The organism is Mycobacterium sp. E3298, from assembly GCF_001666895.1.
In the GTDB taxonomy this organism is placed as follows: Bacteria; Actinomycetota; Actinomycetes; order Mycobacteriales; family Mycobacteriaceae; genus Mycobacterium.
The window spans coordinates 34,432-59,049 of record NZ_LZJB01000015.1 but is presented as its reverse complement, the minus strand read 5'-3'; the positions used below and the strand labels follow the sequence as shown (position 1 = coordinate 59,049).

The 24,618-nt window shown below is 67.5% G+C and carries 30 protein-coding genes; 16 read left to right on the top strand and 14 right to left on the bottom strand.

From position 1 onward, the window contains the following. Positions 1 to 3 precede the first annotated feature (3 nt). Positions 4 to 1,029 (bottom strand): alcohol dehydrogenase catalytic domain-containing protein, encoded by a 1,026-nt coding sequence (locus A9X05_RS00640; protein WP_067750069.1) that lies wholly within the window; start codon positions 1,027 to 1,029, stop codon positions 4 to 6. Between the two features lie 10 nt (positions 1,030 to 1,039). Next, the gene (locus tag A9X05_RS00635; RefSeq protein ID WP_067778428.1) at positions 1,040 to 2,971 is read right to left on the bottom strand and encodes an NAD(P)/FAD-dependent oxidoreductase; all 1,932 of its coding nucleotides are present in this window, start codon (positions 2,969 to 2,971) and stop codon (positions 1,040 to 1,042) included. Positions 2,972 to 3,145: 174 nt separating this feature from the next. On the opposite strand from A9X05_RS00635, the gene A9X05_RS30260 reads away from it, so the two are divergent. The 3 genes from A9X05_RS30260 (at position 3,146) to A9X05_RS00625 (ending at position 5,159) form a co-directional block, all read left to right on the top strand. Continuing rightward, entirely contained in the window at positions 3,146 to 3,340 is a 195-nt protein-coding gene (locus A9X05_RS30260) for a hypothetical protein (protein ID WP_156736169.1), read from the top strand. A gap of 99 nt (positions 3,341 to 3,439) precedes the next feature. Next, positions 3,440 to 3,904, top strand: a complete 465-nt coding sequence (locus A9X05_RS00630) for a hypothetical protein (RefSeq protein ID WP_067750065.1) — start codon at positions 3,440 to 3,442, stop codon at positions 3,902 to 3,904. 124 nt (positions 3,905 to 4,028) lie between these two features. Then, positions 4,029 to 5,159 (top strand): nitronate monooxygenase, encoded by a 1,131-nt coding sequence (locus A9X05_RS00625; protein ID WP_067750060.1) that lies wholly within the window; start codon positions 4,029 to 4,031, stop codon positions 5,157 to 5,159. An 8-nt stretch (positions 5,160 to 5,167) separates the two neighbouring features. Here A9X05_RS00625 and A9X05_RS00620 read toward each other — a convergent pair whose 3' ends face one another. The 3 genes from A9X05_RS00620 to A9X05_RS00610 are packed head-to-tail and all read right to left on the bottom strand — an operon-like array spanning position 5,168 to position 6,153. Then, the gene (locus tag A9X05_RS00620) at positions 5,168 to 5,395 is read right to left on the bottom strand and encodes a hypothetical protein (RefSeq protein WP_067750059.1); all 228 of its coding nucleotides are present in this window, start codon (positions 5,393 to 5,395) and stop codon (positions 5,168 to 5,170) included. A gap of 57 nt (positions 5,396 to 5,452) precedes the next feature. Beyond that, positions 5,453 to 5,743, bottom strand: a complete 291-nt coding sequence (locus A9X05_RS00615; protein WP_067750058.1) for a hypothetical protein — start codon at positions 5,741 to 5,743, stop codon at positions 5,453 to 5,455. An 11-nt stretch (positions 5,744 to 5,754) separates the two neighbouring features. Beyond that, on the bottom strand, positions 5,755 to 6,153 hold the full coding sequence (locus A9X05_RS00610) for a hypothetical protein (RefSeq protein ID WP_067750056.1): 399 nt from the start codon (positions 6,151 to 6,153) through the stop codon (positions 5,755 to 5,757). A gap of 211 nt (positions 6,154 to 6,364) precedes the next feature. Between A9X05_RS00610 and A9X05_RS00605 the strand changes: the two genes are divergently transcribed. The 3 genes from A9X05_RS00605 to A9X05_RS00595 are packed head-to-tail and all read left to right on the top strand — an operon-like array spanning position 6,365 to position 9,235. Then, positions 6,365 to 7,648, top strand: a complete 1,284-nt coding sequence (locus A9X05_RS00605) for a cytochrome P450 (RefSeq protein WP_067750054.1) — start codon at positions 6,365 to 6,367, stop codon at positions 7,646 to 7,648. A gap of 10 nt (positions 7,649 to 7,658) precedes the next feature. Then, positions 7,659 to 8,672, top strand: coding sequence for an alcohol dehydrogenase catalytic domain-containing protein (locus A9X05_RS00600; RefSeq protein ID WP_067750052.1), 1,014 nt, complete (start codon positions 7,659 to 7,661; stop codon positions 8,670 to 8,672). A gap of 14 nt (positions 8,673 to 8,686) precedes the next feature. After that, positions 8,687 to 9,235, top strand: coding sequence for a YceI family protein (locus A9X05_RS00595; protein ID WP_067750050.1), 549 nt, complete (start codon positions 8,687 to 8,689; stop codon positions 9,233 to 9,235). An 11-nt stretch (positions 9,236 to 9,246) separates the two neighbouring features. Here A9X05_RS00595 and A9X05_RS00590 read toward each other — a convergent pair whose 3' ends face one another. Beyond that, positions 9,247 to 10,353, bottom strand: a complete 1,107-nt coding sequence (locus A9X05_RS00590) for a hypothetical protein (protein ID WP_067778425.1) — start codon at positions 10,351 to 10,353, stop codon at positions 9,247 to 9,249. Positions 10,354 to 10,953: 600 nt separating this feature from the next. Between A9X05_RS00590 and A9X05_RS00585 the strand changes: the two genes are divergently transcribed. Then, positions 10,954 to 11,940 carry an esterase family protein gene (locus tag A9X05_RS00585; protein ID WP_067750046.1) on the top strand — a complete coding sequence of 329 codons (987 nt, stop codon included), beginning with the start codon at positions 10,954 to 10,956 and terminating at the stop codon, positions 11,938 to 11,940. Positions 11,941 to 12,013: 73 nt separating this feature from the next. Here the strand turns inward: A9X05_RS00585 and A9X05_RS00580 are convergent, their stop codons facing one another. Beyond that, positions 12,014 to 12,631 (bottom strand): hypothetical protein, encoded by a 618-nt coding sequence (locus A9X05_RS00580; protein ID WP_197498852.1) that lies wholly within the window; start codon positions 12,629 to 12,631, stop codon positions 12,014 to 12,016. A gap of 50 nt (positions 12,632 to 12,681) precedes the next feature. On the opposite strand from A9X05_RS00580, the gene A9X05_RS00575 reads away from it, so the two are divergent. From A9X05_RS00575 to A9X05_RS00550, 6 genes are all read left to right on the top strand, one after another. Next, the gene (locus tag A9X05_RS00575; protein ID WP_156675526.1) at positions 12,682 to 13,257 is read left to right on the top strand and encodes a chorismate mutase; all 576 of its coding nucleotides are present in this window, start codon (positions 12,682 to 12,684) and stop codon (positions 13,255 to 13,257) included. A gap of 132 nt (positions 13,258 to 13,389) precedes the next feature. Then, positions 13,390 to 13,800 (top strand): resuscitation-promoting factor RpfC, encoded by a 411-nt coding sequence (rpfC, locus tag A9X05_RS00570; RefSeq protein WP_197498608.1) that lies wholly within the window; start codon positions 13,390 to 13,392, stop codon positions 13,798 to 13,800. A 38-nt stretch (positions 13,801 to 13,838) separates the two neighbouring features. Further along, a complete protein-coding gene (locus A9X05_RS00565; protein ID WP_197498853.1) occupies positions 13,839 to 14,312 on the top strand; it encodes an SRPBCC family protein in 474 nt (157 codons plus the stop codon). 6 nt (positions 14,313 to 14,318) lie between these two features. Further along, positions 14,319 to 15,152 (top strand): SDR family oxidoreductase, encoded by an 834-nt coding sequence (locus tag A9X05_RS00560; RefSeq protein WP_067778412.1) that lies wholly within the window; start codon positions 14,319 to 14,321, stop codon positions 15,150 to 15,152. 13 nt (positions 15,153 to 15,165) lie between these two features. Continuing rightward, positions 15,166 to 15,585 (top strand): lipoprotein LpqH, encoded by a 420-nt coding sequence (locus A9X05_RS00555; RefSeq protein WP_067750038.1) that lies wholly within the window; start codon positions 15,166 to 15,168, stop codon positions 15,583 to 15,585. 54 nt (positions 15,586 to 15,639) lie between these two features. Then, positions 15,640 to 16,971: a cytochrome P450 gene (locus A9X05_RS00550; protein WP_067750036.1), complete on the top strand. Its 1,332-nt coding sequence runs from the start codon at positions 15,640 to 15,642 to the stop codon at positions 16,969 to 16,971. Here A9X05_RS00550 and A9X05_RS00545 read toward each other — a convergent pair. Then, on the bottom strand, positions 16,968 to 17,300 hold the full coding sequence (locus A9X05_RS00545; RefSeq protein ID WP_067750035.1) for a hypothetical protein: 333 nt from the start codon (positions 17,298 to 17,300) through the stop codon (positions 16,968 to 16,970). The genes A9X05_RS00550 and A9X05_RS00545 overlap by 4 nt on opposite strands. Before the next feature lie 73 nt (positions 17,301 to 17,373). Here A9X05_RS00545 and A9X05_RS00540 point away from each other — a divergent pair, with 73 nt between their 5' ends. The 3 genes from A9X05_RS00540 (at position 17,374) to A9X05_RS00530 (ending at position 19,430) form a co-directional block, all read left to right on the top strand. Next, positions 17,374 to 17,817: a nuclear transport factor 2 family protein gene (locus tag A9X05_RS00540; protein WP_067750034.1), complete on the top strand. Its 444-nt coding sequence runs from the start codon at positions 17,374 to 17,376 to the stop codon at positions 17,815 to 17,817. Between the two features lie 365 nt (positions 17,818 to 18,182). Next, on the top strand, positions 18,183 to 18,407 hold the full coding sequence (locus tag A9X05_RS00535) for a hypothetical protein (RefSeq protein WP_156669957.1): 225 nt from the start codon (positions 18,183 to 18,185) through the stop codon (positions 18,405 to 18,407). 33 nt (positions 18,408 to 18,440) lie between these two features. Next, complete coding sequence (locus A9X05_RS00530) at positions 18,441 to 19,430, top strand: DMT family transporter (RefSeq protein ID WP_067778409.1); 990 nt, start codon at positions 18,441 to 18,443, stop codon at positions 19,428 to 19,430. Positions 19,431 to 19,523: 93 nt separating this feature from the next. On the opposite strand, the gene A9X05_RS29095 is transcribed toward A9X05_RS00530, so the two are convergent. The 6 genes from A9X05_RS29095 to A9X05_RS00505 all read right to left on the bottom strand — a co-directional run bounded on the left by A9X05_RS29095 (position 19,524) and on the right by A9X05_RS00505 (position 24,580). Next, positions 19,524 to 19,772: a DUF3761 domain-containing protein gene (locus A9X05_RS29095; RefSeq protein ID WP_082950430.1), complete on the bottom strand. Its 249-nt coding sequence runs from the start codon at positions 19,770 to 19,772 to the stop codon at positions 19,524 to 19,526. Between the two features lie 104 nt (positions 19,773 to 19,876). Next, entirely contained in the window at positions 19,877 to 20,311 is a 435-nt protein-coding gene (locus A9X05_RS00525; RefSeq protein ID WP_067750030.1) for an SRPBCC family protein, read from the bottom strand. Next, positions 20,311 to 21,144, bottom strand: coding sequence for a lysophospholipid acyltransferase family protein (locus A9X05_RS00520; RefSeq protein ID WP_067778406.1), 834 nt, complete (start codon positions 21,142 to 21,144; stop codon positions 20,311 to 20,313). Before A9X05_RS00520 ends, A9X05_RS00525 begins: the two co-directional genes overlap by 1 nt. 31 nt (positions 21,145 to 21,175) lie before the next feature. Continuing rightward, on the bottom strand, positions 21,176 to 22,285 hold the full coding sequence (locus A9X05_RS00515; RefSeq protein ID WP_067778404.1) for an amidohydrolase family protein: 1,110 nt from the start codon (positions 22,283 to 22,285) through the stop codon (positions 21,176 to 21,178). A 9-nt stretch (positions 22,286 to 22,294) separates the two neighbouring features. Continuing rightward, positions 22,295 to 23,647: a glutamine synthetase family protein gene (locus A9X05_RS00510; protein WP_067778402.1), complete on the bottom strand. Its 1,353-nt coding sequence runs from the start codon at positions 23,645 to 23,647 to the stop codon at positions 22,295 to 22,297. Positions 23,648 to 23,689: 42 nt separating this feature from the next. Continuing rightward, entirely contained in the window at positions 23,690 to 24,580 is an 891-nt protein-coding gene (locus A9X05_RS00505) for a TIGR03854 family LLM class F420-dependent oxidoreductase (RefSeq protein ID WP_067750024.1), read from the bottom strand. Between the last annotated feature and the right edge of the window lie 38 nt (positions 24,581 to 24,618).

Sequence of the window (24,618 nt, the reverse complement as noted above, 5' to 3'; positions counted from 1 at the left end):
GGGCTACGGCGTCAGCAGGATCTTCACGTCGTCGCCCGACCGAGACGCCGCCGTGGCGTAGCCCTTCGCCGCCTCGTCCAGCGGCAGCGTCGTCGTGAAGATGCCGTCGACATCCAGCCGCCCGGACTGCAGCAGCGGGATCAATTCCGGCCAGGTGCGCTGCACGGGCGCGGTCGTCATCCGCAGGGTGATGCTGCGGATCAGGCAGCCCAGGGCGTTGAGCGGGAACGGATTCATGTCGTGCACGCCGACAACCGAGACGGTACCGCCCGCTCGCACCGCATTGAGAGCGTCCGTCAGGGAGGCGTCCGTGGCGACGGCATCGATCACCGCGTCCGCGCCGCGGCCACCGGTGGCGTCGAGGATGGCCCCGACCGCGGGGGCCTTCAGGGGTGTCGCCCCCCACTTGGCGGCGCGGTCCAGCCGCCCGTCCACCTGATCGACCGCGAAAACTGTTGCGGCGCCTTGGAACAGCGCGCTGCGCAGCGAGCACAGTCCGACAGCGCCCAAGCCGATGACCGCCACGGTGCCGCCGAACGGGATGTCGGCGCGTTGCGCCGCCGCCCAGCCGGTGGCGAGGTTGTCGGTGAGCAGCAGCGCCTGTTCGGTGCTGATCGATTCCGGCATCTTCAGCAGCTGGAAGTCGGCGGCGGGCACGGCCAGCAGATCGGCCTGCGCGCCACCGAGCAAGCCGCCGCCGAATATCTGGAACCCGTTGTGGCACAAGACCGGATCGCGGGTGGCGCAGCCTGCGCAGGCGCCGCACCCGGTCACCGACGACACCATGACGAGGTCGCCCACCTTGACGGTGCGCACCTGCGGGCCCGCCTCCACCACGGTGCCGATCGCTTCATGTCCCAGCGCAATCGGCTCGGGCATCGGGAAATCGGCCTCGTAGAAGTGCAGGTCGGAACCACAGATGCCGGCAGCGGTGACCTGGACGATCGCTCCGTCGGGGCCGGGAAGGGCGGGATCTGGCCGGGTTTCCACCCGGATGGCGCGGGGCCCGTCGACGACTACCGTGCGCATGCTCGCGTGCTCACTTCCCTTGCCGTACCACGAATTGGGCCCAATCGGGCTCGCGGACCGCCGCCCAGTACTCGTTGAGGCGCCACGGACTGACGGTGTGGATCTCCCCGTCGGCGTTCTTGAAGTAGGAGTGTTTGACCGCGGGGTGCGCCCACACCATCTTCTTGATCTGGGTCTGCGTCCGCTCATGCCACGCGGCGGCGGCGTCGGGCTTCGGCTCCAGCGAGTGCACGTCCCCTTCGGCCAGCCGCGCCAGGCACTGGTCGATGTAGCGCATCTGCAGTTCGGACTGGAAGATCAGGCTGCCACCGTGGGCGAGGTGGGTCCCGGGCCCGTAGATGATGAACAAGTTGGGGAACTTCGGGACGGTGATGCCGAGGTAGGCGTACGGACGGCTCCCCCACATCTCGCGCAGGTCGACCCCGTCGCGGCCGGTGATCTTCAGCGGCCACAACACGTCGGTGTGCCGGAATCCCGTGGCGTACACGATGATGTCGGCCTCGTGCGTCTCGCCGTCTTGGGTGACGATGCCGTGTGGGGTGATCCGCCGGATGGGCGTGCGCACCAGGTCGACGTTGTCGCGTCGCAGCGTCTGCAGCCAGCTGCCGTTGTCCTGCAGGGTCCGTTTGCCGCAGGCGGGATAGTCCGGCATCACCTTGCCCAGCAGTTCGTCCCCTTCACCGACCTGGCTGGTGATCCACTGGGAGAACATCATCTGGGCGGCGGCGTTGATGTCGCTGACGGCGTGGTCCTGGTCGGCGTAGTTCGGGTCGCTTTCCGCGGCGTCCAGGCCCTTGTCGGACCCGGGCCAGAGCACCAGAAACCGGTACCACCGTCCATAGAACGGCAGGTGGCGCATGGCCCAGCGCATGCCCTCGCCGACCTGGTCGTGGTACATCGGGTTGGGGAACATCCACTGCGCGGTCCGCTGGAACACGGTGAGGTGCTCGACCTCCGGGGCGATGCTGGGGGCGATCTGGAAGCCGCTGGCGCCGGCGCCGATCAGCGCGACCCGCTTGCCGCGCAGGTCGACCGAGTGGTCCCAGGCGGCGGAGTGAAATGACGGCCCCGCGAAGCTGTCGGCGCCGTCGAAGTGGGGGATGTTCGGCCGGTTCAGCTGGCCGACCGCGGTGATCAGGGCTCGCGCGCGCACGGTGCTCGTCTGGCCCTCGGCGCCGCGCAGCCGGATGCTCCAGGTGGCGTCGTCGTCGACCCACTCGGCGGCCAGCACCTCGGTGTTCCACAGCACGTGCTCGGCCAGGTCGTGCTTCGCCATGACCTTCGTGAAGTAGTCCTGCAGCTCGTGCTGTTCGGCGAAGAAATGCGTCCAGTCGTTATTGGGTTCGAAGCTGTAGCAATAGAAGTGGTTCGCGACGTCGACGCGCGCACCGGGATAGCTGTTCTCCCACCATGTTCCGCCCGGTCCGGCGTTCTTCTCCACGATGGTGAACGGAATGTTTGCCTGCTTGAGCCGGATTCCGGCCAGGATGCCCGATTCGCCGCAGCCGACGACGAGGACCGGCATGTCCGCCGCGCCGTCGGCCGGCAGGGCATGGGGGCGGCGGGGATCGACGCCGTCGAGGTCCATCTCTTCCAGGATCAGCGGCAGGTAATCGTCGGGCACGTGCTCGCAGGCCGCCCAGTCCATCATCTCCCGAATGAGGTCGAGGCTCAGGGGCTTTGGCTCTGGACAACCGCGGTCCCGATAGTCGGTGATCGCCGGCAGGGCCGCCGCGCGGGCCCGCGCCTTGTCCTCCTCGGACATGAACCCCTGAATCTCGTTGAGGAAGACGCCCATCTGTTTGAAGTCGCGGATGAACCGCGGGTCACCGGTGATGTGCACCAGCGAAAGCAACAGCGTCGGGATGCTGACGTCCGCCAGGGCGGCCTCGATCTCCGCGGTGGACGTGGTGAAGGGATCGCCGGCATAGGCGCTGCGCATCGAGCCGATCCTCTCGGAGACGGGGGTAACCCAATTACGCGACGTGCGGTGTCGTAATTGGCAGCACTACGCTACCCGCTGGCCACGGAGCGGATCAATAGTCCGATCGCTACGGCCGGGTCGACGTCCTCGTCCCCGCCCGACATCAGCTTTTCGGGGTGGTGGAAGGTAGGAGTGGCCGAGAATGCGGGAAACGACATCGCTCAGCGCGGCATAGTCCGCGGCGATCTCCTCACGGTCAATCGAACGCATGTTCGAATAATACGGCGGGCCACCGACAACAATCCGTTCGGCGACGAGACGGATGTCGAGCGGCCCCTGAATGACGAGTTTGAGCTGTCTGATCCCGCTCGCCCCGATCGCCGCTGAAACTCAAGTGGCAGAAGTGATTCCATTTCGACGTGGGGCTGGGAAACAATGGGTGCACGTCGACGCGTGCTCCCAGTGGCACGGAGATGGAGGAGCGCCATGGCCTCGTTGCTCACGGCCTGCGCCGGATTCCTGCTCGCAGTCTTGTGGATGGATCTGATCTTCGATGTGCAGGTGCTCCGATTCCGTTCTCCGCCAGCCGATCTGCCCGAGGAGGTGCTCGCTTCCATCGCGGCTTACTACCATCGCGCCACCACCACGTCTCGCCCGATGAATCGGCTGATCGCCGCCGTCATGGTGATCCTGGTGGCGGCGTTGACCTACCAGTCCGCGCTGGGGCCGGAGCCGTGGTGGCTGCTGGCACTGTCGGTCGTCCTGGCCGGGCTTCCGATCATGCTCGCGCTGACGCAAACGGTCCCCGACGCGGTGCGGCTGGGGCGGCGCGCGGACGATCCGCCCGAGCAGACCCGGCTGGCGCGCTCCGTCTGCCGGGATCACCTGGTGTGTGCCGGCTGCATGTTCGCGTTCGTGGCGCTGTGGGTCGTGCGGAGCGCCGCACTCTGACGGGGCCGACGGGTCGTAGTGACAAAACGCAGGTCAAGACCCGCTGGCCACGTCAATGCGGTTCGTACTAAACTAGAACACGTTTCAATTTGTTGAGCTTCGGTTCCGCGCCCCAGGAGTAGGCATGCACACCGCCATCTGCGATGAGCTTGGTATTGAGTTTCCGATTTTCGCGTTCACCCACTGCCGTGATGTCGTGGTGGCGGTCAGCAAGGCCGGGGGGTTCGGCGTTCTCGGCGCGGTCGGCTTCACGCCCGAGCAGCTGGAGATCGAACTCAACTGGATTGACGAGAACATCGGCGACCACCCCTACGGCGTCGACATCGTCATCCCGAACAAGTACGAGGGCATGGACTCGCACCTCTCGGCCGAAGAGCTCGCCGAGACGCTGCGCAAGATGGTGCCCCAGGAACACCTCGACTTCGGCAAGAAGATCCTCGCCGACCACGGCGTGCCGATCGAGGACAGCGACGGCGACAGCCTGCAGCTGCTCGGGTGGACCGAGGCGACCGCCACGCCCCAGGTCGAGGTGGCGCTGAAGCACCCGAAGGTGAAGATGATCGCCAACGCGCTCGGCACTCCCCCGCCCGACATGATCAAGCACATCCACGAGGCCGGGCTCAAAGTCGCCGCGCTGTGCGGCTCGCCGTCGCAGGCCCGCAAGCACGCGGACGCGGGCGTCGACATCATCATCGCCCAGGGCGGCGAGGCCGGCGGCCACTGCGGTGAGGTGGGCTCAATCGTGTTGTGGCCGCAGGTGGTCAAGGAAGTCGCCCCCGTGCCGGTGCTGGCGGCCGGCGGTATCGGCAGCGGCCAGCAGATCGCCGCGGCGTTGGCGCTGGGGGCCCAAGGCGCATGGACGGGCTCGCAGTGGCTGATGGTCGAGGAATCCTCGAACACGCCGGTTCAGCAGCAGGCGTACGTCAAGGCGGGCAGCCGGGACACCGTTCGCAGCCGGTCGTTCACCGGTAAGCCGGCCCGCATGTTGCGCAACGACTGGACCGAGGCGTGGGAGCAGCCGGACAACCCGAAGCCGCTCGGTATGCCGTTGCAGTACATGGTCTCCGGCATGGCGGTGCGGGCCACCAACCGGTACCCGAACGAGAGCGTGGACGTCGCGTTCAATCCGGTCGGTCAGGTCGTCGGTCAGTTCACCAAGGTGGAGAAGACGGCGACCGTCATCGAGCGCTGGGTGCAGGAATACCTGGAAGCGACCAACCGGCTTGACGAACTCAACGAGGCCGCGTCGGTCTGACGGCGGAACTAGACCTCGTCGTCGTCGAGCGCGTCGCGGCCGCTGAACATCTCCCTCGTCCTGTCGACCGCGTACGTGCCGATCTCGATCGAGTTCTGAACGATCCCGCTGGCGCCGCCGGAGATGTCACCGCGGATGATGTCGCTGGCGTGTTCGACGATGTCGGAGGCCTTTTCGACCGCGTTGGTCGCGATGTCCTTGGCCGCGTCGACCGCATCCTTCGGGTTGAAAGCCATCTCGAGTCTCCTCTGGTCGCAGGACAGTTGCTATGACTCTAGCCGGGGTGCGCCGGGCTAGTAGTTCACCAGGCTGCGCCAGTAGTCCTCGGGGATTTCGGCCCCGGACCGCAAGATTCGGGCCAGGCCGACGGCCATCGCGATCCCCAGCAGGCCGAGCCACAGCCCGGCCAGCCCGATGATTCCCCACAGCACGGCGGTGACCGCGGGCCACGGCGACAGCACTGCGAGGACCGGCGCGAAAAAGAATCCCGTCCCGATGTACCACGCCGAGCCGGCACGATCGGACGCGAGGACGAACCGAAGCCAGCGCGGGACGAGGGTCTCGCCGGGCCGGCCGTCGTTCATGACTCAGCCGCTCATCCGGCCGGAGGGAAGAATCCCGCCCCGGTGAACCAGCCCTCTTGCCAACCCTGCGCCCCCAGGCACAGCATCGGCAGCCCGCGATCCGACTGCGCCGCCGCCTGCGGTCCAGGGCACTTCGCGCCGGCCTGCTGCACCCCGTACAGGGGGTAGGAGATGACCCAATACCCGGTGGTGGCCGCGGGGAACTGGTTCGGCGGGGGGAAGTGGCACGCCTCGGCCTGGCCGCTGGGGCCCCGACCGAAGATGAAGCGCTCGTAGTTGTCGCACGGCGCGCCCAACGAGGCCTGATAGTTCATGCCTGGCACGTCGCCGTCGTACCCGGCTGCGGCGCTCGGCGCCATGCCGATCGCGATGCCCGCTATCGAAGCGGCGCTGAGCAGTTCCCGAATCATGTTCCACCCCGCCTGTCGTCGCCGGTGACCTGCACCAAAGCATATCCATCGAGACGCGGGCCACAAGACCGTATCGGCCAAGCGGCCCGAGAACGAGGAACACGTTTCAATTTGTGCCCGGCGATCTTGTGTCAACGCTTCCCAACCGTGGTGCGGCAATGGTTTATTTGCACAAAGACGACTAGACCACTTCGTCATCGAGGAGCGGGCAATGCCAACCGTCGAGCCAACCGCCAAGCCGGTCCCCAATCTTCCTCCCGGATTCGACTTCACCGACCCGGACATCCACGCCGAGCGGTTGCCGGTGGAGGAACTGGCCGAACTGCGGCGGACCGCGCCGATCTGGTGGAACGAACAACCGATCGGGGCCGGCGGATTCGACGACGGCGGCTTCTGGGTGGTGTCCAAGCACAAGGACGTCAAAGAGGTCTCGCTACGCAGCGACGTCTTCTCCAGCCTGAAAAACACCGCGCTGCCACGCTACAAGGACGGAACGGTCGGCGAACAAGTCGAACGCGGCAAGTTCGTCCTGCTCAACATGGATGCGCCGCAACACACTCGGCTGCGCAAGATCATCTCGCGGGCGTTCACCCCCCGGGCCATCGAGCGCCTGCGCGACGACCTCGCCGAGCGGGCGCGGCGCATCGTCGCGGAAGCGGCGGCGGAGGGGCGCGGTGACTTCGTCGAGCAGGTCTCGTGCGAGTTGCCGTTGCAGGCGATTGCCGGGTTGATGGGTGTGCCGCAGGAAGACCGCAAGAAGCTCTTCCACTGGTCCAACGAGATGGTCGGCGACCAGGATCCGGAGTTCGCCAGCAACGACGCCATCACCGCGTCCGTCGAACTCATCATGTACGGCATGCAGATGGCCGCCGACCGGACGGCGAATCCGGGCGAAGACCTCGTCACCAAGTTGGTCCAGGCGGACATCGACGGCCACAAGCTCTCCGACGACGAGTTCGGCTTCTTCGTCATCCTGCTGGCCGTGGCCGGCAACGAAACAACCCGCAACTCCATCACCCAGGGCATGATGGCCTTCACCGACTTCCCCGATCAGTGGGAGCTGTTCAAGAGGGAGCGCCCCGCCACCGCGGCCGACGAGATCGTCCGGTGGGCCACCCCGGTGACGTCATTCCAGCGCACCGCGCTCGAGGACTACGAACTGTCCGGCGTGCAGATCAAGAAGGGCCAGCGGGTGGTGATGGTCTACCGCTCAGCCAATTTCGACGAGGACGTCTTCGACGACCCGTTCACCTTCAACATCCTGCGCGACCCGAACCCGCACGTGGGTTTCGGCGGGACCGGCGCGCATTACTGCATCGGCGCGAACCTGGCGCGCATGACCATCGACCTGATGTTCAACGCCATCGCCGACGGCATCCCGAACCTGGAATCGATCGGGAAGCCCGAACGGCTCCGATCCGGCTGGCTCAACGGGATCAAGCACTGGCAGGTCGACTACCACACCGACGGCGCGAAATCCCCTGCCGCCCAGTAGCCTCAACTGCATGGCAACCCATCGAGCAGTTCACGTAGCGTCGGCCGGGGCACCGTTGGAACTGGTCGATGTCGAAACCAAGCCACCGGGACGCGGTGAGGCGCGGATAACCGTGACCGCGTGCGGAATCTGCGGCACGGACGCACACTTTGTCGCCGGTGGCTTCCCCGGCATGACGTGGCCGTTGACGCCCGGGCACGAAATCGCCGGGACGATAGCCGAACTCGGTGCGGGTGTGGACGGTTTCGCCGTCGGCGATCGTGTCGCGGTCGGGTGGTTCGGCGGGTGCTGCTACCACTGCGATGAATGCCGGAAAGGCCACTTCATCCATTGCGAGAACGGGAAGGTCCCCAGCTACCAATATCCAGGCGGGTACGCGGAATCGGTGACCGTCCCGGGGAGCGCGCTCGCTCGCATACCGGAAGGGCTTTCCGACGCGGAAGCCGCGCCGATGGGATGCGCCGGTGTGACCACCTATAACGCGCTGCGCCATACGAAGGCGGTGCCGGGCGACCGGGTCGCCATCCTCGGTGTCGGCGGGCTCGGGCACCTCGGGGTGCAGTTCGCCCGGGCGATGGGCTTCGAGACCATCGCCATCGCTCGCGGCACCGGCAAGGAGGGGGACGCCCGGAAGTTGGGCGCCCACCACTATATTGACTCCACCGCCACCGATCCCGCAGAGGCGCTGAAGGCCTTGGGTGGGGCCGCGGTCGTGCTGGCGACCGCGGGCAACTCGCCGGCGATGGCCGCGACCGTCGGCGGGATATCGCCGCAGGGCGAGCTCGTCACCATTGGCGTCACGCCGGAACCGTTGCCGATCAGTCCCGTCCAGCTCATCACACCCGGGATCAGCATCGTCGGGCATCCCTCGGGCACGGCGAAAGATGTTGAAGACACAATGCATTTCGCCGTGCTGTCCGGGGTGCGGGCTTGGGTCGAGGAACTGCCGCTGTCGCAGGCCGCCGAGGGCTACGCGGCGTTGGAGCAGGGACGCGCGCATTACCGCACGGTCCTGACGATGTGATCGCACATCGGCCCATGACCGACGAGTGGCGACTGGACGCGTCCGACGGCGAACTACTGCTTGCCACGGGAGTCCAGGGCCGCGCCGCCCGGATGGGGCACCGGCTCACGATCGCGATGACCCGCTGGCACGCCACCGTGAGCTGGGCCGGTTCCGAGCCGGCCGCGGTCGAGCTCGTGGTCGAAACCGACTCGCTTGAGGTGCTGCGCGGCGAGGGCGGTGTCAAGGGATTGTCCGCGCCCGAGAAGGCCTTGGTGCGGTCCAACGCCCTGAAGTCGTTGGATGCCAGCCGGTTTCCCGAGATCCGTTTCGTCGCACGGGCGGTCGACAAGACCGGCGATGGATACCGGCTCAGCGGCGAACTCACCGTGCGGGGGAAGACGCGGAACCACGTAATCGAGCTGCGGACAGAGGATCTCGGGGACGCGTGGCGCATGTCCACCGAGTCCACGGTCCGGCAGACGGACTACGGCGTCAAGCCGTACTCACTGCTGATGGGTTCGCTCCAGGTCGCCGACGACGTTGCGTTGTCCTTCACCGCGACGCACGCGAAGGACGCCTGAGCGGTTCGACGTCAGGGCTGCGGCAGCGCGGGCGCCTGTGGCGCCGAGTCGCCCGTCGGCTCACCGGCGTCGGCCGGTATGTGCTCGAGAACCCTTGTCAGGTAGGGCTGCCGGGTACCGGGTTCGGACTGCTGCACCTCTGGGGCGGCGGGTTCGGTAATCGGTTCACCGGCGGGCACCTTCGCCTGCGGGGTCAGCGGCGCGACGACCGGGGGCGGCGCCACGGCTTCGGCGATTTGTGGTGTGGGCGGCTGCACCGCGTGCCGTGGGCCAGGCTTGCTGGCCGGGGCCAACTGGATACCCACGGCGAGCGATAACGAGGAGACGAACGTGACCACACCGGCGGCCAGGGTGGTGACGGCGCCGGCGTATGAAAGCTTGCGCGGCGGTGCGGGCGGTGCGGCGGGCGCACTGTCCTGCATCTCCAACTGCTCGTCGGTGAACTCGGTGCTGCGGGCGGCGGTCAGCGCCGCGCCCCGTGCGATGGTCACCTGCGCCATCGTTTGCACGAAAACCGGTACCGGCAGCGTCTTTTCGAGTTGCCAGGAGAAACCGTCGACGTCGCTCTGCGCGCCGACGACGACGACCCCGCCCGGCTGCCAGCCATTGCGGTCGAACATGCCGCTCAGCCAGCGGGTCAGGCCGTCGAAGCCGCCGCCCACCTGCTTGGTGGCCGTCCGTGTCTCCCCGTCGTGAGTGTCGACCATGGCAACGGTCGTCCCCTCACGTTCGAGCAGGCAGACGGCGGTCTGCTGGTAGCCGATGACCGGCGCGATGGCCTGGGCCAGTGTTTCGACCGCGTCGAGCGCACGGACCGGCACGACGTTGTCGAGGCCGGCGTCGGTAAGCGCTTCCAGCAGCAGTGCCGCCTGGGCGGACGCTTCGTCGTTCCAGGTAACCCCGATGACGCGCAGCCGACGATCGCTGGCAGCCGCCTGCGCTTCCACCCGCAATACCTCGTCGGCTACTTGCTCTGCGGTACTGAGGGCGCGGACGCCGCGGCCTGGGACCAGGGCCATCTCCCGGTGGTCCAGGATGGTGCCGTCCGCGCCGTGTCCCTCAGCGAGGACCCACCCAATGGCGGTCGGCGTCACTGATAGCCCAAGTACCGTGTCCAAAACTTATGCCCCAATCGGTCCCGGACCTCCGACACCCTCACCGCACCGCGCGCACCAGTAATTCCCCTGGTGAGGTGGTTCGTGAGAGCCGGAACGGACCGAGAAAATGTGGTCTCCATCGGCTTGCTCCGTGAGAGCCTACGCGGTCGGCGCAAGTCCGGCTGCCCCGGTTCGGCTTCGCCCCCGGGCGACAACCGCCGCCCGCGGACGGGACGCGCCGGTGAGCGAGCGGCCCGCGGCGCCGCGAAACCGTCGCATGTTTCCGCCGTGATAAAGCTCTTGCGCACCGAATCGGCCTTTTCCGCGGCGGTTAGCCGTCGCGGGGCGGGCGCCCGTCACGGCGGGACCGAGAATGGGCCTTTGTGCCATTGAGTAAAACCCGGGCCCAGCCACCGCTGCCAGGCGTTTTGGACCGGTCCCCGGTGGTGCCGGGTGGCGAACCGGCCGGCCGGTAGGGCTGCCGTGCCCTAATCCGGGCCGCGAAATTGCCGGAAGAAAAGCGATACCAAATCGAGACGACACCGCGTCCCGATCGACATTCGGCCTATTCACCCGGTAAATTCCTGCTGAGACCGCCATCACATACGACAAGGGGCAGGTATGACAGAACTGAGCGAGAAGGTCCGGGCCTGGGGGCGCCGGCTATTAGTCGGTGCGGCAGCGGCAGCGGCCCTGCCGGGCCTGGTCGGTCTTGCCGGCGGCGCGCCGACCGCGGGCGCGTTTTCGCGCCCGGGTCTGCCCGTCGAGTATCTACAGGTGCCGTCCGCCTCGATGGGCCGCAACATCAAGGTCCAGTTCCAGAGCGGCGGAAGCGGCTCCCCGGCGGTGTACCTCCTCGACGGGTTACGCGCTCAGGACGACTACAACGGCTGGGACATCAACACGCCCGCGTTCGAGTGGTACTACAAGTCGGGTCTCTCGATCGTCATGCCGGTCGGCGGGCAATCCAGCTTCTACACCGACTGGTACCGCCCCGCGTGCGGAAAGGCCGGCTGCTCGACCTACAAGTGGGAAACGTTCCTGACCAGCGAACTGCCCGGGTACCTGTCGTCCGAGAAGGGTGTCAAGCCGAACGGCAGCGCCGCGGTCGGGATCTCGATGGCTGGTGCTTCCGCGATGAACCTGGCGAATTACCACCCGGCCCAGTTCGTCTATGCCGGGTCGCTGTCTGGCTACCTCAGCCCGTCCACGGGGCAGGGCTGGATAGGTTTGGCGATGGGCGACGCCGGCGGCTACAAGAAGGAAGACATGTGGGGGCCTGACAACGACCCCGCGTGGCAGCGTAACGACCCCTTGGTCAACGTCAACCTGCTTGTCGAACACAACACCCGGCTCTGGGTGTACTGCGGCAACGGGACTCCGAACGAACTGGGCGGTGCCAATTTGCCGGCCACGTTCCTCGAGAGCAACTTCATGATCGGCGTCAACAAGAAGTTCCAAGACGCCTACAACGCGGCCGGCGGCCACAACGCCGTGTTCAACTTCCCGCCCTATGGAACCCACAGCTGGGAGTACTGGGGCGCCCAGCTCAACGCCATGAAGGGCGACCTGCAGAGCAGCCTGGGCGCCACCCCCGGCGGCGGATAACCTCAGCTGTACCGAGCTCACCGCTGCGCCCGACGACGACGCCGTCGGGCGCAGCGGTGCGTTTCCCGCCCGATCAGCTCGGCCTGGCGAACTCGCCGGTGATATCGGTCCAGGCGGTCGCGTCCGCGCGGTGATCGGTCATGTTCCGGCATTCGCCGTAGACGCGCAGCACGCCCACATTGGGCTCGTCGTCGTGGCGGTAAACGATCACCGTGACGGCGTCCTTGGTAAACGTCGTGGCGAAGGCGTGATTGTTGGGCGGCAGGCCCTCGGTCCAGCCGTGGTCGGTCAGCGTTGCGGCGATTCGGGCGAAGTACATGTCGGCCCGCGGCGCGGCGGGCACCGAGAACGTCAGGTAGACCGCGCCTTGGTACGGCGGGTCGTCGCGGTTCTTGCACGACATCAGCGAGTAGCCGGCCGACGCCGTCCGCAAGGCCGCCGCGGCCACGACGTTCCGAGCCGATTGGACAACCTGAGTCCTCGACTGATCGTCACTCACCGGGCTGGCGGGATGGTCGAGGGCGTCGGCGGGCGTGGAATGCAGGCGGTCGATCATCAGGATCGCAGCGCCCAATAACAACGAAAGCGCCAGCGCAACCGCAATCAGCGCACGAATCTGCTTCGAACGCAACGACTTTCCGCGCTTCCCGCCAACGCGCTGCGGGCCGCGCCTGCCCATGATCGACGACATCAGCACTTCAGGCTAACTCCGAAGTGCCCCGCTGCCGCAGAATCATGGTCATGACCTGCCGCCGCATCAGCCTGACCGCGCGCTGCGGCGGCTTCGTCGGCGCGCTGGCCGTGTTCGTCGCATCGCCGGCGGCGGCGGACGACGCGGACGCGCTCACCGAGTTGGTCGACGCCGCCGCGCAGCGGTTGCAGATCGCCGAACCGGTGGCCGCGGTCAAGTGGCAAACCCACGGGCCTATCGAAGACCCCGACCGCATCCAGCAAGAACTCGCGAAATTGGCAACCCAGGCCTCGGCCCGGCAAGTCGACCCCGACTACGTCACCAAGGTCTTCGGCGACCAGATCAACGCCACCGAGGGGATCGAATACCGCCGGTTCGCGGACTGGAAGCTCGATCCCGCGGGCGCACCGACCCAGTCGGCGGACCTGGCGGCATCCCGGTCGGCGATCGACGACCTCAACCAAACCATGCTGAACCAGATAGTGGCCGACTGGGACCTCCTGCATTCGGCCGCCTGCCCCGCGCAGCTCGACCTCGCCAGGGACGGCGTCGTCCGCACGCGCCGGCTCGACGCCATCTACCAACGGGCGCTGGCGTTAGCAACCCGGTCATATTGCCAGCAATAATTTATTTTTTCCTCAACGGTTTCTAACACTTTCTTCCCGTGCCGCAATAAGGCCATTTCCGCAGCTGGAAGGCATATCTCGCACCATTTTCGAATAGGTAACGCTTTGGCCACAGAGGCCGAAATCCATCACATGAAAATTCTCTGCAAGCCTCTCGTCAAGTCCCTGGCGGTCGGCGGGTTCGTTGCAGCGTCGATAGCTTCGTCCACCGGTATCGCCACCTCCGCCCCCACCCCCAACTGGGACGCGGTCGCCCAGTGCGAGTCCGGCGGTAACTGGCACGCCAACACCGGCAACGGTGAGTACGGCGGACTTCAATTCAAGCCGGCCACCTGGGCCGCGTACGGCGGTGTCGGCAACCCGGCGGCCGCCACCAGGGAGCAGCAAATCGCCGTGGCCAACCGGGTTTTCGCCGACCAGGGCGTGGAAGCGTGGCCGAAGTGCGGCGCGCAATCGGGCCTGCCGATCGGTTGGTACTCGCACCCCGCGCAGGGCATCAAGGAGATCATCAACGGGCTGATCCAGGCGGCGGCTCCGCACTGACGATCAACCACCGTCGCGGTCTATGACCGAGCGGGAAGCTGTGTTTGGATCAGCGCATGGAAGGTTCGGCCACTGTTCATATGGCGGCGTCCGCGGACAAGATCTGGGATCTCATCGCGAACGTTCGCAATATCGGACGGTTCTCCCCGGAAGTGTTCGAAGCCGAGTGGCTGGGTGACGCAAGTGGCCCGGCCCTCGGCGCCAAATTCCGCGGCCACGTCAGGCGCAACGAGATCGGACCGGTGTATTGGACGACCTGCGAAGTCACCGCGTGCGAACCCGGCCGCGAATTCGGTTTCGCGGTGCTGCTCGGTGATCGGGCGGTCAACAACTGGCACTACCGGTTGGCGCCCAGCGGCGGCGGCACGGACGTGACCGAGTCGTTCCGGCTCAACCCCGCCCCCTGGCTCGGCCTCTACTGGCTGTTCGGTGGCTTTCTGCGCAAGCGCCGCAACGTCCGCGACATGACCAAGACGCTGAACCGCATCAAAGATGTGGTCGAGACGGGCTGACGCGCAGTGAAATCGGTCTTCATCACCGGCGCGGGCAGCGGCATGGGCCGCGAGGGCGCAAAGCTCTTCCACGCCAAGGGCTGGCGGGTCGGTGCCGTGGACCGCAACGAGGACGGCTTGGCCACGCTGCGCGACGAACTGGGCGGCGACCGGCTGTGGACGCGCCGCGTCGACGTCACGGACAAGGCGGCCCTGGAGGGTGCCCTAGCCGACTTCTGCGCCGGCAACACCGGCGGCGGGCTCGACATGATGTGGAACAACGCCGGCATCGGCGAATCCGGCTGGTTCGAGGACGTGCCCTACGAGGCCGCCATGCGCGTCGTCGACATCAACTACAAGGCCGTGCTGACCGGCGCCTACGCGTCGTTGCCATATTTGAAGGAGACGCCGGGCAGCCTGATGTTTTCGACGTCGTCCTCGTCCGCGACCTACGGGATGCCGCGCCTCGCGGTCTATTCGTCGACCAAGCACGCGGTCAAGGGCCTGACCGAGGCGCTCAGCGTCGAGTGGCAGCGACACGGCGTCCGCGTCGCCGACGTGCTGCCCGGTCTGATCGACACCGCCATCCTGACCACGACGACTAATCACTCCAACGACCGCCGCGCGCCGATGACGGCGGAGGAGCTGCGCGCCACCGCGCCCAAGAAGGGCATGCTCCGATTGATGCCGGCGAGCAGCGTCGCGGAAACCGCGTGGCAGGCTTACCACCACCCGAAGCGGTTGCATTGGTACGTGCCCAAGAGCATTCGGCTGATCGACTTCTTCAAGGGTCTGAGTCCGGAGTTTGTGCGACGCAGCATCGTCAAGTCCCTGCCCAGGATGATGCCGGATCGGCAGTGAAGGAGGTGAACCGGTGCGAAACCGGTTACTCGCGGTTGTCGTCCTCGTGATCGCCGGTTTCGGCCTCGCGGGGTGCGGTCAGGCCCAGACCACGCCGCGGAAAGCGGCCCGCCTGACCATCGACGGCGCCACGCACAGCACGCGGCCGCCGTCGTGCAGCCAGAACCAGCAGTACCGCACCATCGACATCAAGGACCGCGACGGCGCCGTCGAGGCCGTGGTGCTCACCAGTGGTTACCGGGTGATGCCCCAGTGGGTGAAGATCCGCAACGTCGACGGGTTCACCGGCAGCTTCTGGGAAGGCGGGGTGGGCGACGCGCACGCCGAGGTCACCAACGACGCGTACACGATCACCGGCAGCGCCTACGGCATCAACAGCAGCAACCCGAACAAGGTCATCACGACCGACTTCAAGATCATCGCCGAGTGCTGACCCGGTCAGGGATTCGGGCCTAGGCTCGGAAGACATCGATCGTTGGAGGGGGCGGTGAAGGAACGACTGCACTGGTTGGCGATGCACGGTTTCATCCGGGGCGTCGCGACGCTCGGGGTCCGGCGGGGAGACCTGCACGCCCGGCTGATCGCCGATCCGACGGTGGCCGCCAATCCGGTGGCCTATTACGACGAACTGCGGGCCGCGGGCCCATTGGTCAAGGGCCGCGTCAGCTACCTGACGGCCGATCATGCGCTCGCCCACGAGCTGCTGCGTTCCGACGACTTCCGCGTGGTGATGTTCGGCGCGAATCTGCCGGGGCCGTTGCGATGGTTGGAGGGCCGCACCCGCGACGACCTGCTGCATCCGCTTCGCGCGCCGTCGCTGCTCGCCGTCGAGCCGCCGGACCACACCCGGTATCGCAAGACGGTGTCGGCGGTGTTCACTCCCCGGGCGGTCGCCGCGCTGCGGGACCGCGTGGAGCAGACCGCCACCGAGCTGTTGAACCGGCTGGCCGCCGAGTCCGGCGCCTCCCAGGTCGTCGACATCGTGGGGCGGTTCTGTTCGCAGCTGCCGGTCGCGATCATCAGCGACATCCTCGGCGTACCCGAGCCGGACCGGCGGCGGGTGCTGGAGTTCGGTGAGCTCGCCGCGCCGAGTCTCGACATCGGGCTGACGTGGCAGCAGTACCGCAGTGTGCAGCGAGGGCTGGCCGGCTTCAGCTCCTGGCTCGACGAGCATCTGAGCCGGCTGCGGCGCGCCCCGAGTGACAATCTGATGAGCCAGCTGATTCAGATAGCCGAAAGCGGCTCTGCCGAGACATATTTGGACTCCAACGAGCTGCAGGCGATCGCCGGGCTGGTGTTGGCGGCCGGATTCGAGACCACGGTCAACCTGCTGGGCAACGGGATCCGCATGCTGCTGGACGCGCCCGACCGCCTCGACACCCTGCGGCGCCGCCCCGAGCTGTGGCCCAACGCCGTCGAGGAGATCCTGCGGCTGGAGTCGCCGGTGCAGCTGACCGCACGGGTGGCATTGGGCGACGTCGAGCTGGCGGGCCAGCGGCTCCGGCGCGGCGACCTGGTGCTCGTCTATCTGGCCGCCGCCAACCGCGACCCGTCCGTCTTCGCGGATCCGCACCGCTTCGACATCGAACGATCCAACGCCGGAAGGCATCTCGCGTTCTCCGGGGGCCGGCACTTCTGCCTGGGCGCCGCGCTGGCGCGCGCCGAAGGAGAAGTGGGGCTGCGCACGTTCTTCGACCGGTTCCCCGAGGCGCGCGGGGCGGGCGCGGGCAGCCGGCGCGACACGCGGGTACTGCGGGGCTGGTCGTCGCTGCCGGTGGCGCTGGGACCGGCGCGGTCCATGGCTCGCGTCGACGGCTAGGGATCCGCGCGCCAACGAAAAGTCAGGCGCGCCAAGATGACCGCCGCCGGCAGGGCGCCGGCACCGAAAATGGCCAATTGCCAGGCCCACCCGGTCGCCTTGCTGGCCAGCCCTTCGCTGTGCGTGACCTCGTCACCGGCCGGCGTTCTGGCCAGGCAGCCGCGGCTCTTCGCCCACCAGTCGTCGTGCACCAGCCGGTAGCCGTTGCCGGCTACCCACTCCCGGCAATCCTGGCTGACGGCCCAGAACCCGTACGCGATCGCTGCGCAGCTCCCGGCCAGCAGCGCGCCGACGGCTACCGCGATCAGGAGCTTCGCTCGCCCGCTCACGGATTCATCCTCTACGAACGGTGTTGACACTCGTCCGGCAACCGAGTTTATTGGCGCTATGACAGACGTATCTATGATCTCGGTCGAGGATGTCGTATTCGGGCTATGGCAGGCGCTCTCGCGGCGGGACTGGGAGGCGGTCAAGACGTTCCTGTCCGATGACTGCCTTTACGTCGACATGCCGGTGCCCGCGTTGTCGGCGCGCGGACCCGAAGACATCGTCAAGCGGCTGAAGATGGGCCTCGAGCCGCTGGCCGCTTACGAGAATCACGACGGCGTGCTGGTGTCCAACGGTTCCGACGTGCTGTACGAGCACTCCGAGACGTGGACGTTCACCACGGGTGAGCAAGGCGTGCTGAGATTCGTGACCGTGCACAAGGTCGCCGACGGCAAGATCACCGTGTGGAAAGACTATTGGGACATGAACTCCTTGGTGGCCTTCGCTCCCCCGAACCACTTCGAGAACCTCGCGACGGCCGACACCAGCTGGGTCTTCGACGCGACAAGCTTGGTCTAGCCGACTCGTCCACTCATTTCTCTCCTGGTGTGAGCGCACAAGCGCTCCCCCTCAACTGACCAAGCGGAATGTTCCGGGCTGGGTAGCCAGACTGAGAAACGCTTCGGCGCGCCCAACCACGTTGTCGCCGTGGCAGGTTGGGCAACCCGCGTTCGAGTACTCGAGACGAGTGACTGCGGCGCCGAACATCAGATTTTCGGGCGTGGTCCTCTGACGACTTCAGGGCTCGCGCGACAACCGACACTGGTTGCACTCGATCACGCGAATGCTTGCCAAATGGATAGGAAACCCTATCCCTAGGGGCAACCCAAATCTGGCTTCCCGGTCATTCCGCAAGCGGTGCTTCGTCGGTGACCATTTCCTTCATGACTCGAACGCAAGTCAACGAGGAGAGTGCCATGGCCGGCAGTGACATCCACCCGTCGCCTGCCGTCGACCAGCAGAAGCCTCTCCGGTCGGCGCTCTCCAAAAGCTTCCGGGCCGCCTTCATCGTGGCGGTGACTGGGGGCACCCTGGCGGGCACCGGATTGGTCCTGTGGCTGTTGAAAGCGCTCGCGACGAGCAGGTACGGCGTCTACTTCGGGGTCTAGCCCGAAGCGATCTCGGAACCTTGAGGAGGTCCCATGTTGAAGTCGGAGATCGCCGTCGTGCTCGCCCTGTGCGCCGCGCTGGCATCCGCGATCGGCGCGGTGAGCCGTCAACGGTCCGCGCACGAGGTCACCGACGGGCCAGTCGGCCACTGGGAGTTGTTCCGCATGTCGTTGCGCGACGCCCGGTGGTGGCTCGGCGGCGGTGGAGCCGTTGCCAACTACAGCCTGCAAGCCGCCGCGCTAGCTGTCGGGTCGGTGATGTTGGTGACGGCGCTACAGGTGACGGCGCTGCTATTTGCCCTGCCGGTCAATGCGCGGCTGACCCGTCAGCGGGTGACCCGCCGTCAGTGGATGTGGGCGATGGTGCTCGCCGTCGCTTTGGCGGTGGCCGTCACGGTTGGCGACCCGAAGGCCGGGCAGACGCAGGGGTCGCTGACAACCTGGACTGTGGTGGCCCTGGTGTTGGGTCCGCTACTGGTGCTCTGTGTCCTGGGTGCGCGCATTTGGCCCGGTCCCCGCGCGGCTGTACTGCTGGCGGTGGTGGCCGGTTCGTCGCTGGCCCTGTTCGCGGTGCTGACCAAAGCCGTCGTCGCGGCGGCCGGACACGGTTTCGGGGCGCTGCTGTGCGCGCCGGAATTCTATGTCTGGATACTGGCGGCGTTGGCAGGGATGATCTTTCAGCAGTCTTCGTTTCGCGCTGGTGCGCTGACCGCCTCGATGCCGTCGGTGACCGTGGCCAAACCAGCGGTGGCATCGGTTCTGGGCATCGTGGTGCTCGGCGAGACCCTCAACGCCGATGGCGTGGGCATGATCGTCCTGGCGGCGGCGGCGATAGCGGTGATTGTCGCGATAGTGGCTCTAGCCCGCGGCGAGGCCCATCCGGACGCGCTCAGTAACGTGCGAAACGCGGAGACCTCTGATCGGCCTACGGTGCCCGAGACGCTCACGCGGCCGCGCGTAGCGTCGGGTCCGCGGTGCCATCGACACCTATGCCCGGCCGGCTCGGCGATCTCGGTCGCCTAGCTAATTCCTCTGCACTGCAACGTGTTCGGCGATACCGGCCCGAACCGCCGGGATGGTCACCCCTCGTACGTCGACCATCCCGGCGCCGGACCGCTACAAGTACTGCTGTACTCCCCCGTGTCCGTGGCACGTGCCCCCCGAATGCGGATGCTGGCTGAACGACCAGCTGCCGTCCGCGCATTGCGCGGTGGCGCCAGGGGGCTGCGACGGGCCCTGCTGCGGATAGGGCACGCAGTCGCCGGAACTGGCGATATAACAACCGGGCGACGAGTTGGCCGGTGCTGCCATACCACCGGCGGCGGCCGCGATGGCCGCGGCGACAAGAGTTGCTCGGAGCAACATCCCCCCAAACCTTTCCCCTTCGATGCGTTTGGTGACGTTGCCCGATTCGTCGATCGGAGCGTATGCCGCGCGGCGATTGATTACATGCCAAATTGGAAAAATGGCTACGACTCGGCCAGCTTCCGCAGGCGTTTCAGCGTTTCGGCGAGATTGCGTCCCACCTGGCCGACGGCGATCCGGTCGGCGATGTAACCCACGATGCCCCCCGGCGCCTGATACGAGAGCCGGAACGTGACCTTCGTGCCGCCGTCGCCGCGGTCGCGCAGCCGGATCCGCCCGCGCAGCGTGACCCCGGTGATGCCCACCCAGGCCAGGTCCCGGCCCTCGTCGAATTCGACCACCTCGATGAGGCCGCCCACGGGTACGGAGCCGATCTTCCAGTGGACGGTGTAGCGGGCGCCGACGCCGGCCGGCTTGTCGTTGGACGACTCCCAGCGTTCCAGGCTCGTCATGAACGACGGGTAGCAATCCGGGTCGCTGACGATCTTCCAGACCGCGTCGCGGTCGGCATTGATGACGCAGCGGCGTTCGACGCGCATCAGCCGATCACCGGGAATCGCCGTTCGGCCGCCAGTCGGTCGACCCCGCCCTGCAGGCTGGCCATCACCTTGTCGTGCACCGCCTGGTCGTCCCCGTCGACCTCGATCGGGTCCTGGACCTCGATCACGATCTTGGTGGGCAACGGGATGTGGCCCGCCAGGTCGCTGATGTTCAGGCCCCAGGGCAGTGCCAGCGATATCGGGACGCTCTTGAGGCGGAGCAGCTTGTCGGCCATCAGCAACTTGGCCAGCCACTGCCCGCGGTTGAGGAACAACGCGCTCTCCTGCCCGCCGACGCTGGCGACGGGCACGATCGGCACCCCGGCCTCACGGGCCAGCCGCACGTAGCCCATGCGGCCGCCGAAGTCGACCTTGTGGCGCTCCCATGAGGGCCGGAACACCTCGTAGTCGCCGCCGGGGTAGACCAGCAGGGCGGCACCGGAATCCAGTGCGAGACGGGCGTTCTCGGGGTTCGCGGCCACGGTGCCGAACTTGCGCAACCAGCCCAGCGGCGGAGCGGAGACGACGAGGTTGTGGGCCAACTGGTAGAAGGGCCGCTCGACGCCGAAGTAGGAGCAGAACGCCAGCGTGAAGACGAAGGTGTCGGGTGGCACGTTGCCGCCGCTATGGTTGCCCACCAACAGCACCGGCCCCTCGGCCGGGATGCGATTCAGGCCCCGCACGTCCGCCCGGAAGTAGAACGACGCCAGCAGCCAGGTCCCCGGCAGCTGATCGCGGATGTAGTCGGGGTCCCGCTGGTCGAGGTCGGCCTTGGGCACCCACGACACGACCTTGTCCCGGGCCCACTCCAAGACGCCCCTCGCGGTCGCCATAATCGCCCGTATACCCCGGTGTCACCGGGGGTCAAACGCGGTAAAGCCCGGCGGCGTTGCCGTGGGCGATCAGGTCGACCACCCGGATGGCGTCGGCCTCGCTCCAGTCGTCGTCGACCACGAAACCGCGCAACACCCGATGAATTGCCCTGCGCCACAGGGCCGCACCGAGGAAATGGAGCTCGGCGGGGCCGAACCCGTCAGACGAGTAGAGGACCTTGCCGAAGGGGGCCAGCTCCAGCAGCCGCGCGATGAAGGCCGGCGCCCGCGCCCCGAGCTGGTTCACGCTCAACCCGCCGTCGACATATACGTTGTTGAAGGCCTGCGCCAGGTACCCGGCCTCGCGCTCGTAGGGATAGCAATGCAACAGCACGATCGGGGTGTTCGCTGACTGCCGCAGGAAGTCGAGCAGCAGCAACGGGTTGGTCTTGTGCAGATCGCAGTCCCGGTCGCCGAGGCCGACATGGAATTGCAGGGGCTTGCCCAGCCGCAGCGCCTGATGCAGCCCGAACCGCAGCAGCACCCGGTCCTGTACCCGGGTGCCGCCGCGGTCGCGCCACCGGTCGGCCGCCTCGGCCACCTGCGCGGGCTCCGGCTCGCTCAGGTCGCCGTCGAACCCGCCCCGGTAGGCCAGGATCGACTTGGTGCCGACGGCCGTCGTCGCGCGCCGGTGCAGGATGTCCTCGAAAGCCGACGCGTAGTCGCCGGGCGCCTGAGCGGCCTGCTCGGCGACCTGCTCGAGGCGGATCACCTCGTGCGCTCGGTTACCGGACAGCTCGGCCATGTCGGCGGGGCCGGCGGTGTCCGCGCCGATCCCGGTGTCCACCAGCCAGTCGCTCACCCCGGCGGCCGGCAGGAACATGCGGGCCAGCTCTGCCTCGCCGAACTCGTCGCGACGCTCCCAATACGATTGCGGGTCAGCGTGTTTCGGGATCCCGAGGAGAGGGCCGCAGTGGGCACGCACGGCGAAGCCGAGTTGGGTGTCGAATCCCGAGCCCACGAGCGGTTCGGTGTTGGCCTCGTTGAGCGCGTTTTCGAAGCGATGGCGATCCCCCGCGGTCGTCCAGCAACCGTGGACGTGCTGGTCGATGAGGGTCACTTCGTCGATGTGCTCGGCCAGCGCGTGCGGGTTGGAAGCCATGGAAGCCCGTCACAGGCTCCAGGCCATGCGGAACTTCTCCGCCAGTTGCTCGGGGTCCAGGTTGCCGTACCGCTCCTGCTCGAGCGTGCGGACGGCGACCACCATGTCGACCGCGGCATCGCCCAGGATCCCCCGTATCAGCTTCGAATCATCCAGTGCGGCAATCACTTCCGCCTGGTTACGGTCAAGGCTCACGATGCCGTCGCGCTCCCGCTCGGAAGCGGCGAGGTCCGCCGGGTCGATCGTGACCTCCGGGGGCAGCGGTGCTTGGCGTTCAATCCCGTCCAGCGCCAGCCCCAGGATCGCCGCCGACGCCAGGTACGGGTTCGCTGAGGGATCGACGATCTTCACTTCGACGTTCCCGCCGCGTGGATTGCCCGGCCCACCGGTGATGAATCGCACCGCGGCCTCGCGGTTTTCGGTTCCCCAACACGCGTACGCGCCGGCCCAGTTGCCGGGGTGCATGCGCAGGCCGGACACGATCGACCCGCACAGCAAGCCCTGCGTCTCCGGCAGCCCGCGGACCACCCCGGCCACCGCGTGCTCCCCGGCGGCCGTCATGCCCCGGGTGCCCGCGCCGTCCGAGAACAGCGGTCCGTCCGGCATTGTCAGCGAAAAGTGTTGGTGAGCACCGGAGCCCACACCGTTGGCGAAGGGCGCCGGCGACAGGCTGATGCGCAGCCCGTGACGGCGGGCCACCCGCCCGACGATGAGCCGCAGCAGCACCAGCTGGTCGGCGGCGGCCACCGGCGACTGCGGCGCCACCGACAGCTCGAATTGGTTGGCCCCGTATTCGGGGTGGAACTGCTCGATCGCGATGCCCGCCGCGCCGGCCGACCGGGTGACGTCGCGGACGAACGCCTCATGCTCCAGGACGCCCGCAAGACCGTACTGCGCCCACAGCGTCGACGGCAGGCGGTCACCGTCGGGCCCCACCAACAGGAATTCGACCTCGTGCCCGATCAGCGCCTCGACTCCGGCTTCGGCGAGCGCGGCTTCCACCCGGCTCAGCGTGCCGCGGGCGCAGGCGGGGACGGGTGTTCCGTCCTGGGAGAAGAATGCGGCGGGCGCCCACGCGAGGCCGTCGCCGACGATGCGCAGGGCGGACAGGTCGATGCGGAGTCGCTGGTCCCCGATCACGCCGACATCGGGGGTGAAGGCGATGCCGCTCTGATCGATCGCGAAAGCGTGCCACGAGGGGCTGGCCCCGAGGCCGGGATCGGCGAAGGTGTTGGTCCGCCGGATCGGGACGGTCTTGGCCAGGGTCAGCCCGGCGGGATTCACGACGGTCCCGATGACGGTGTCGACGCCCTCGGATTCCAGCTGGGCGATGGCCGCGGCGGCAAGCGGTGTGCCGGTCATGGCAGTCATTGTGCAGGGGGCGAGAGGCGGGGGCTCGCGAATTCAGTTCTGGCGGGCGGTCAGCTCCGTGACGAACCGGTCGAGGAACCCGTCCAGCGGCGCCCCGCCGGCGGGCCGGATAACGAATTTCGTCAGACCCGCGTCGATGTAAGCGTCCAGCTGCCGGTGCAGCCGATCCCATCCGACGGCGATCAAATCCGCGGGGTCGACGTCCGGGCGACGGCTGCGGGCCGCCGCGGCCAGCGTCGCGGGCAGCTCGCCGTCCACCCCGTCCACGATGGCCAGCGAGATCCCGAAGTGATCGGGCTCGATCTGCCTGCCCGCCTGCGCCGCGGCGTGTTGGATCGCCTCGCGGCCGGTCCGCGCCTCCGCCGGTGTCAGGAAACTGCCCAGCCAGCCGTCGGCAAGCGCGCCGATGCGCCGGTACGCCGCCGGCGCCGAGCCGCCGAGCCAGATGTCCAGCGGGGGCTGCGGTCTGGGCATGACGGCGGCCCCGCTGACGGTGAAGTACCGGCCGTCGTAGCTCGCCGAGTCCTCGGTCAGCGCCGAACGCAGCACCCTCAGCGACTCGTCGAACACCGCGGCGCGCTCGCCGTCGGGGACCACGAACACCTCCCGCTCGGCGGGAATCGCCGACCGCAGACCGAAGACGGGAAGGACCCGCTTCGGTGCGACGGCCGACAGCGACGCCAGCTGCTTGGCGACCAGCACCGGGTGCCGTCCGGGCAGGACGGCCACCGAGGTGCCGACCTTCAGCCGGGTCGTCCTGGCCAGTGCGTACGCCATCCCGACCACCGGGTCGACCGCCGGGGAGTACACCAGCTCGGAGAACCACAGGGAATCCACGCCGTTGGCCTCCAGGTGATCGACGATGGGGGCCAGCTGGTCCGGGGCGGTGTCCGAGCCCAACCCGACGCCGAAGCGAATCTTCACGGCTACGGCAACGCACCGGTGTCGCGGTTTGTGCCCGC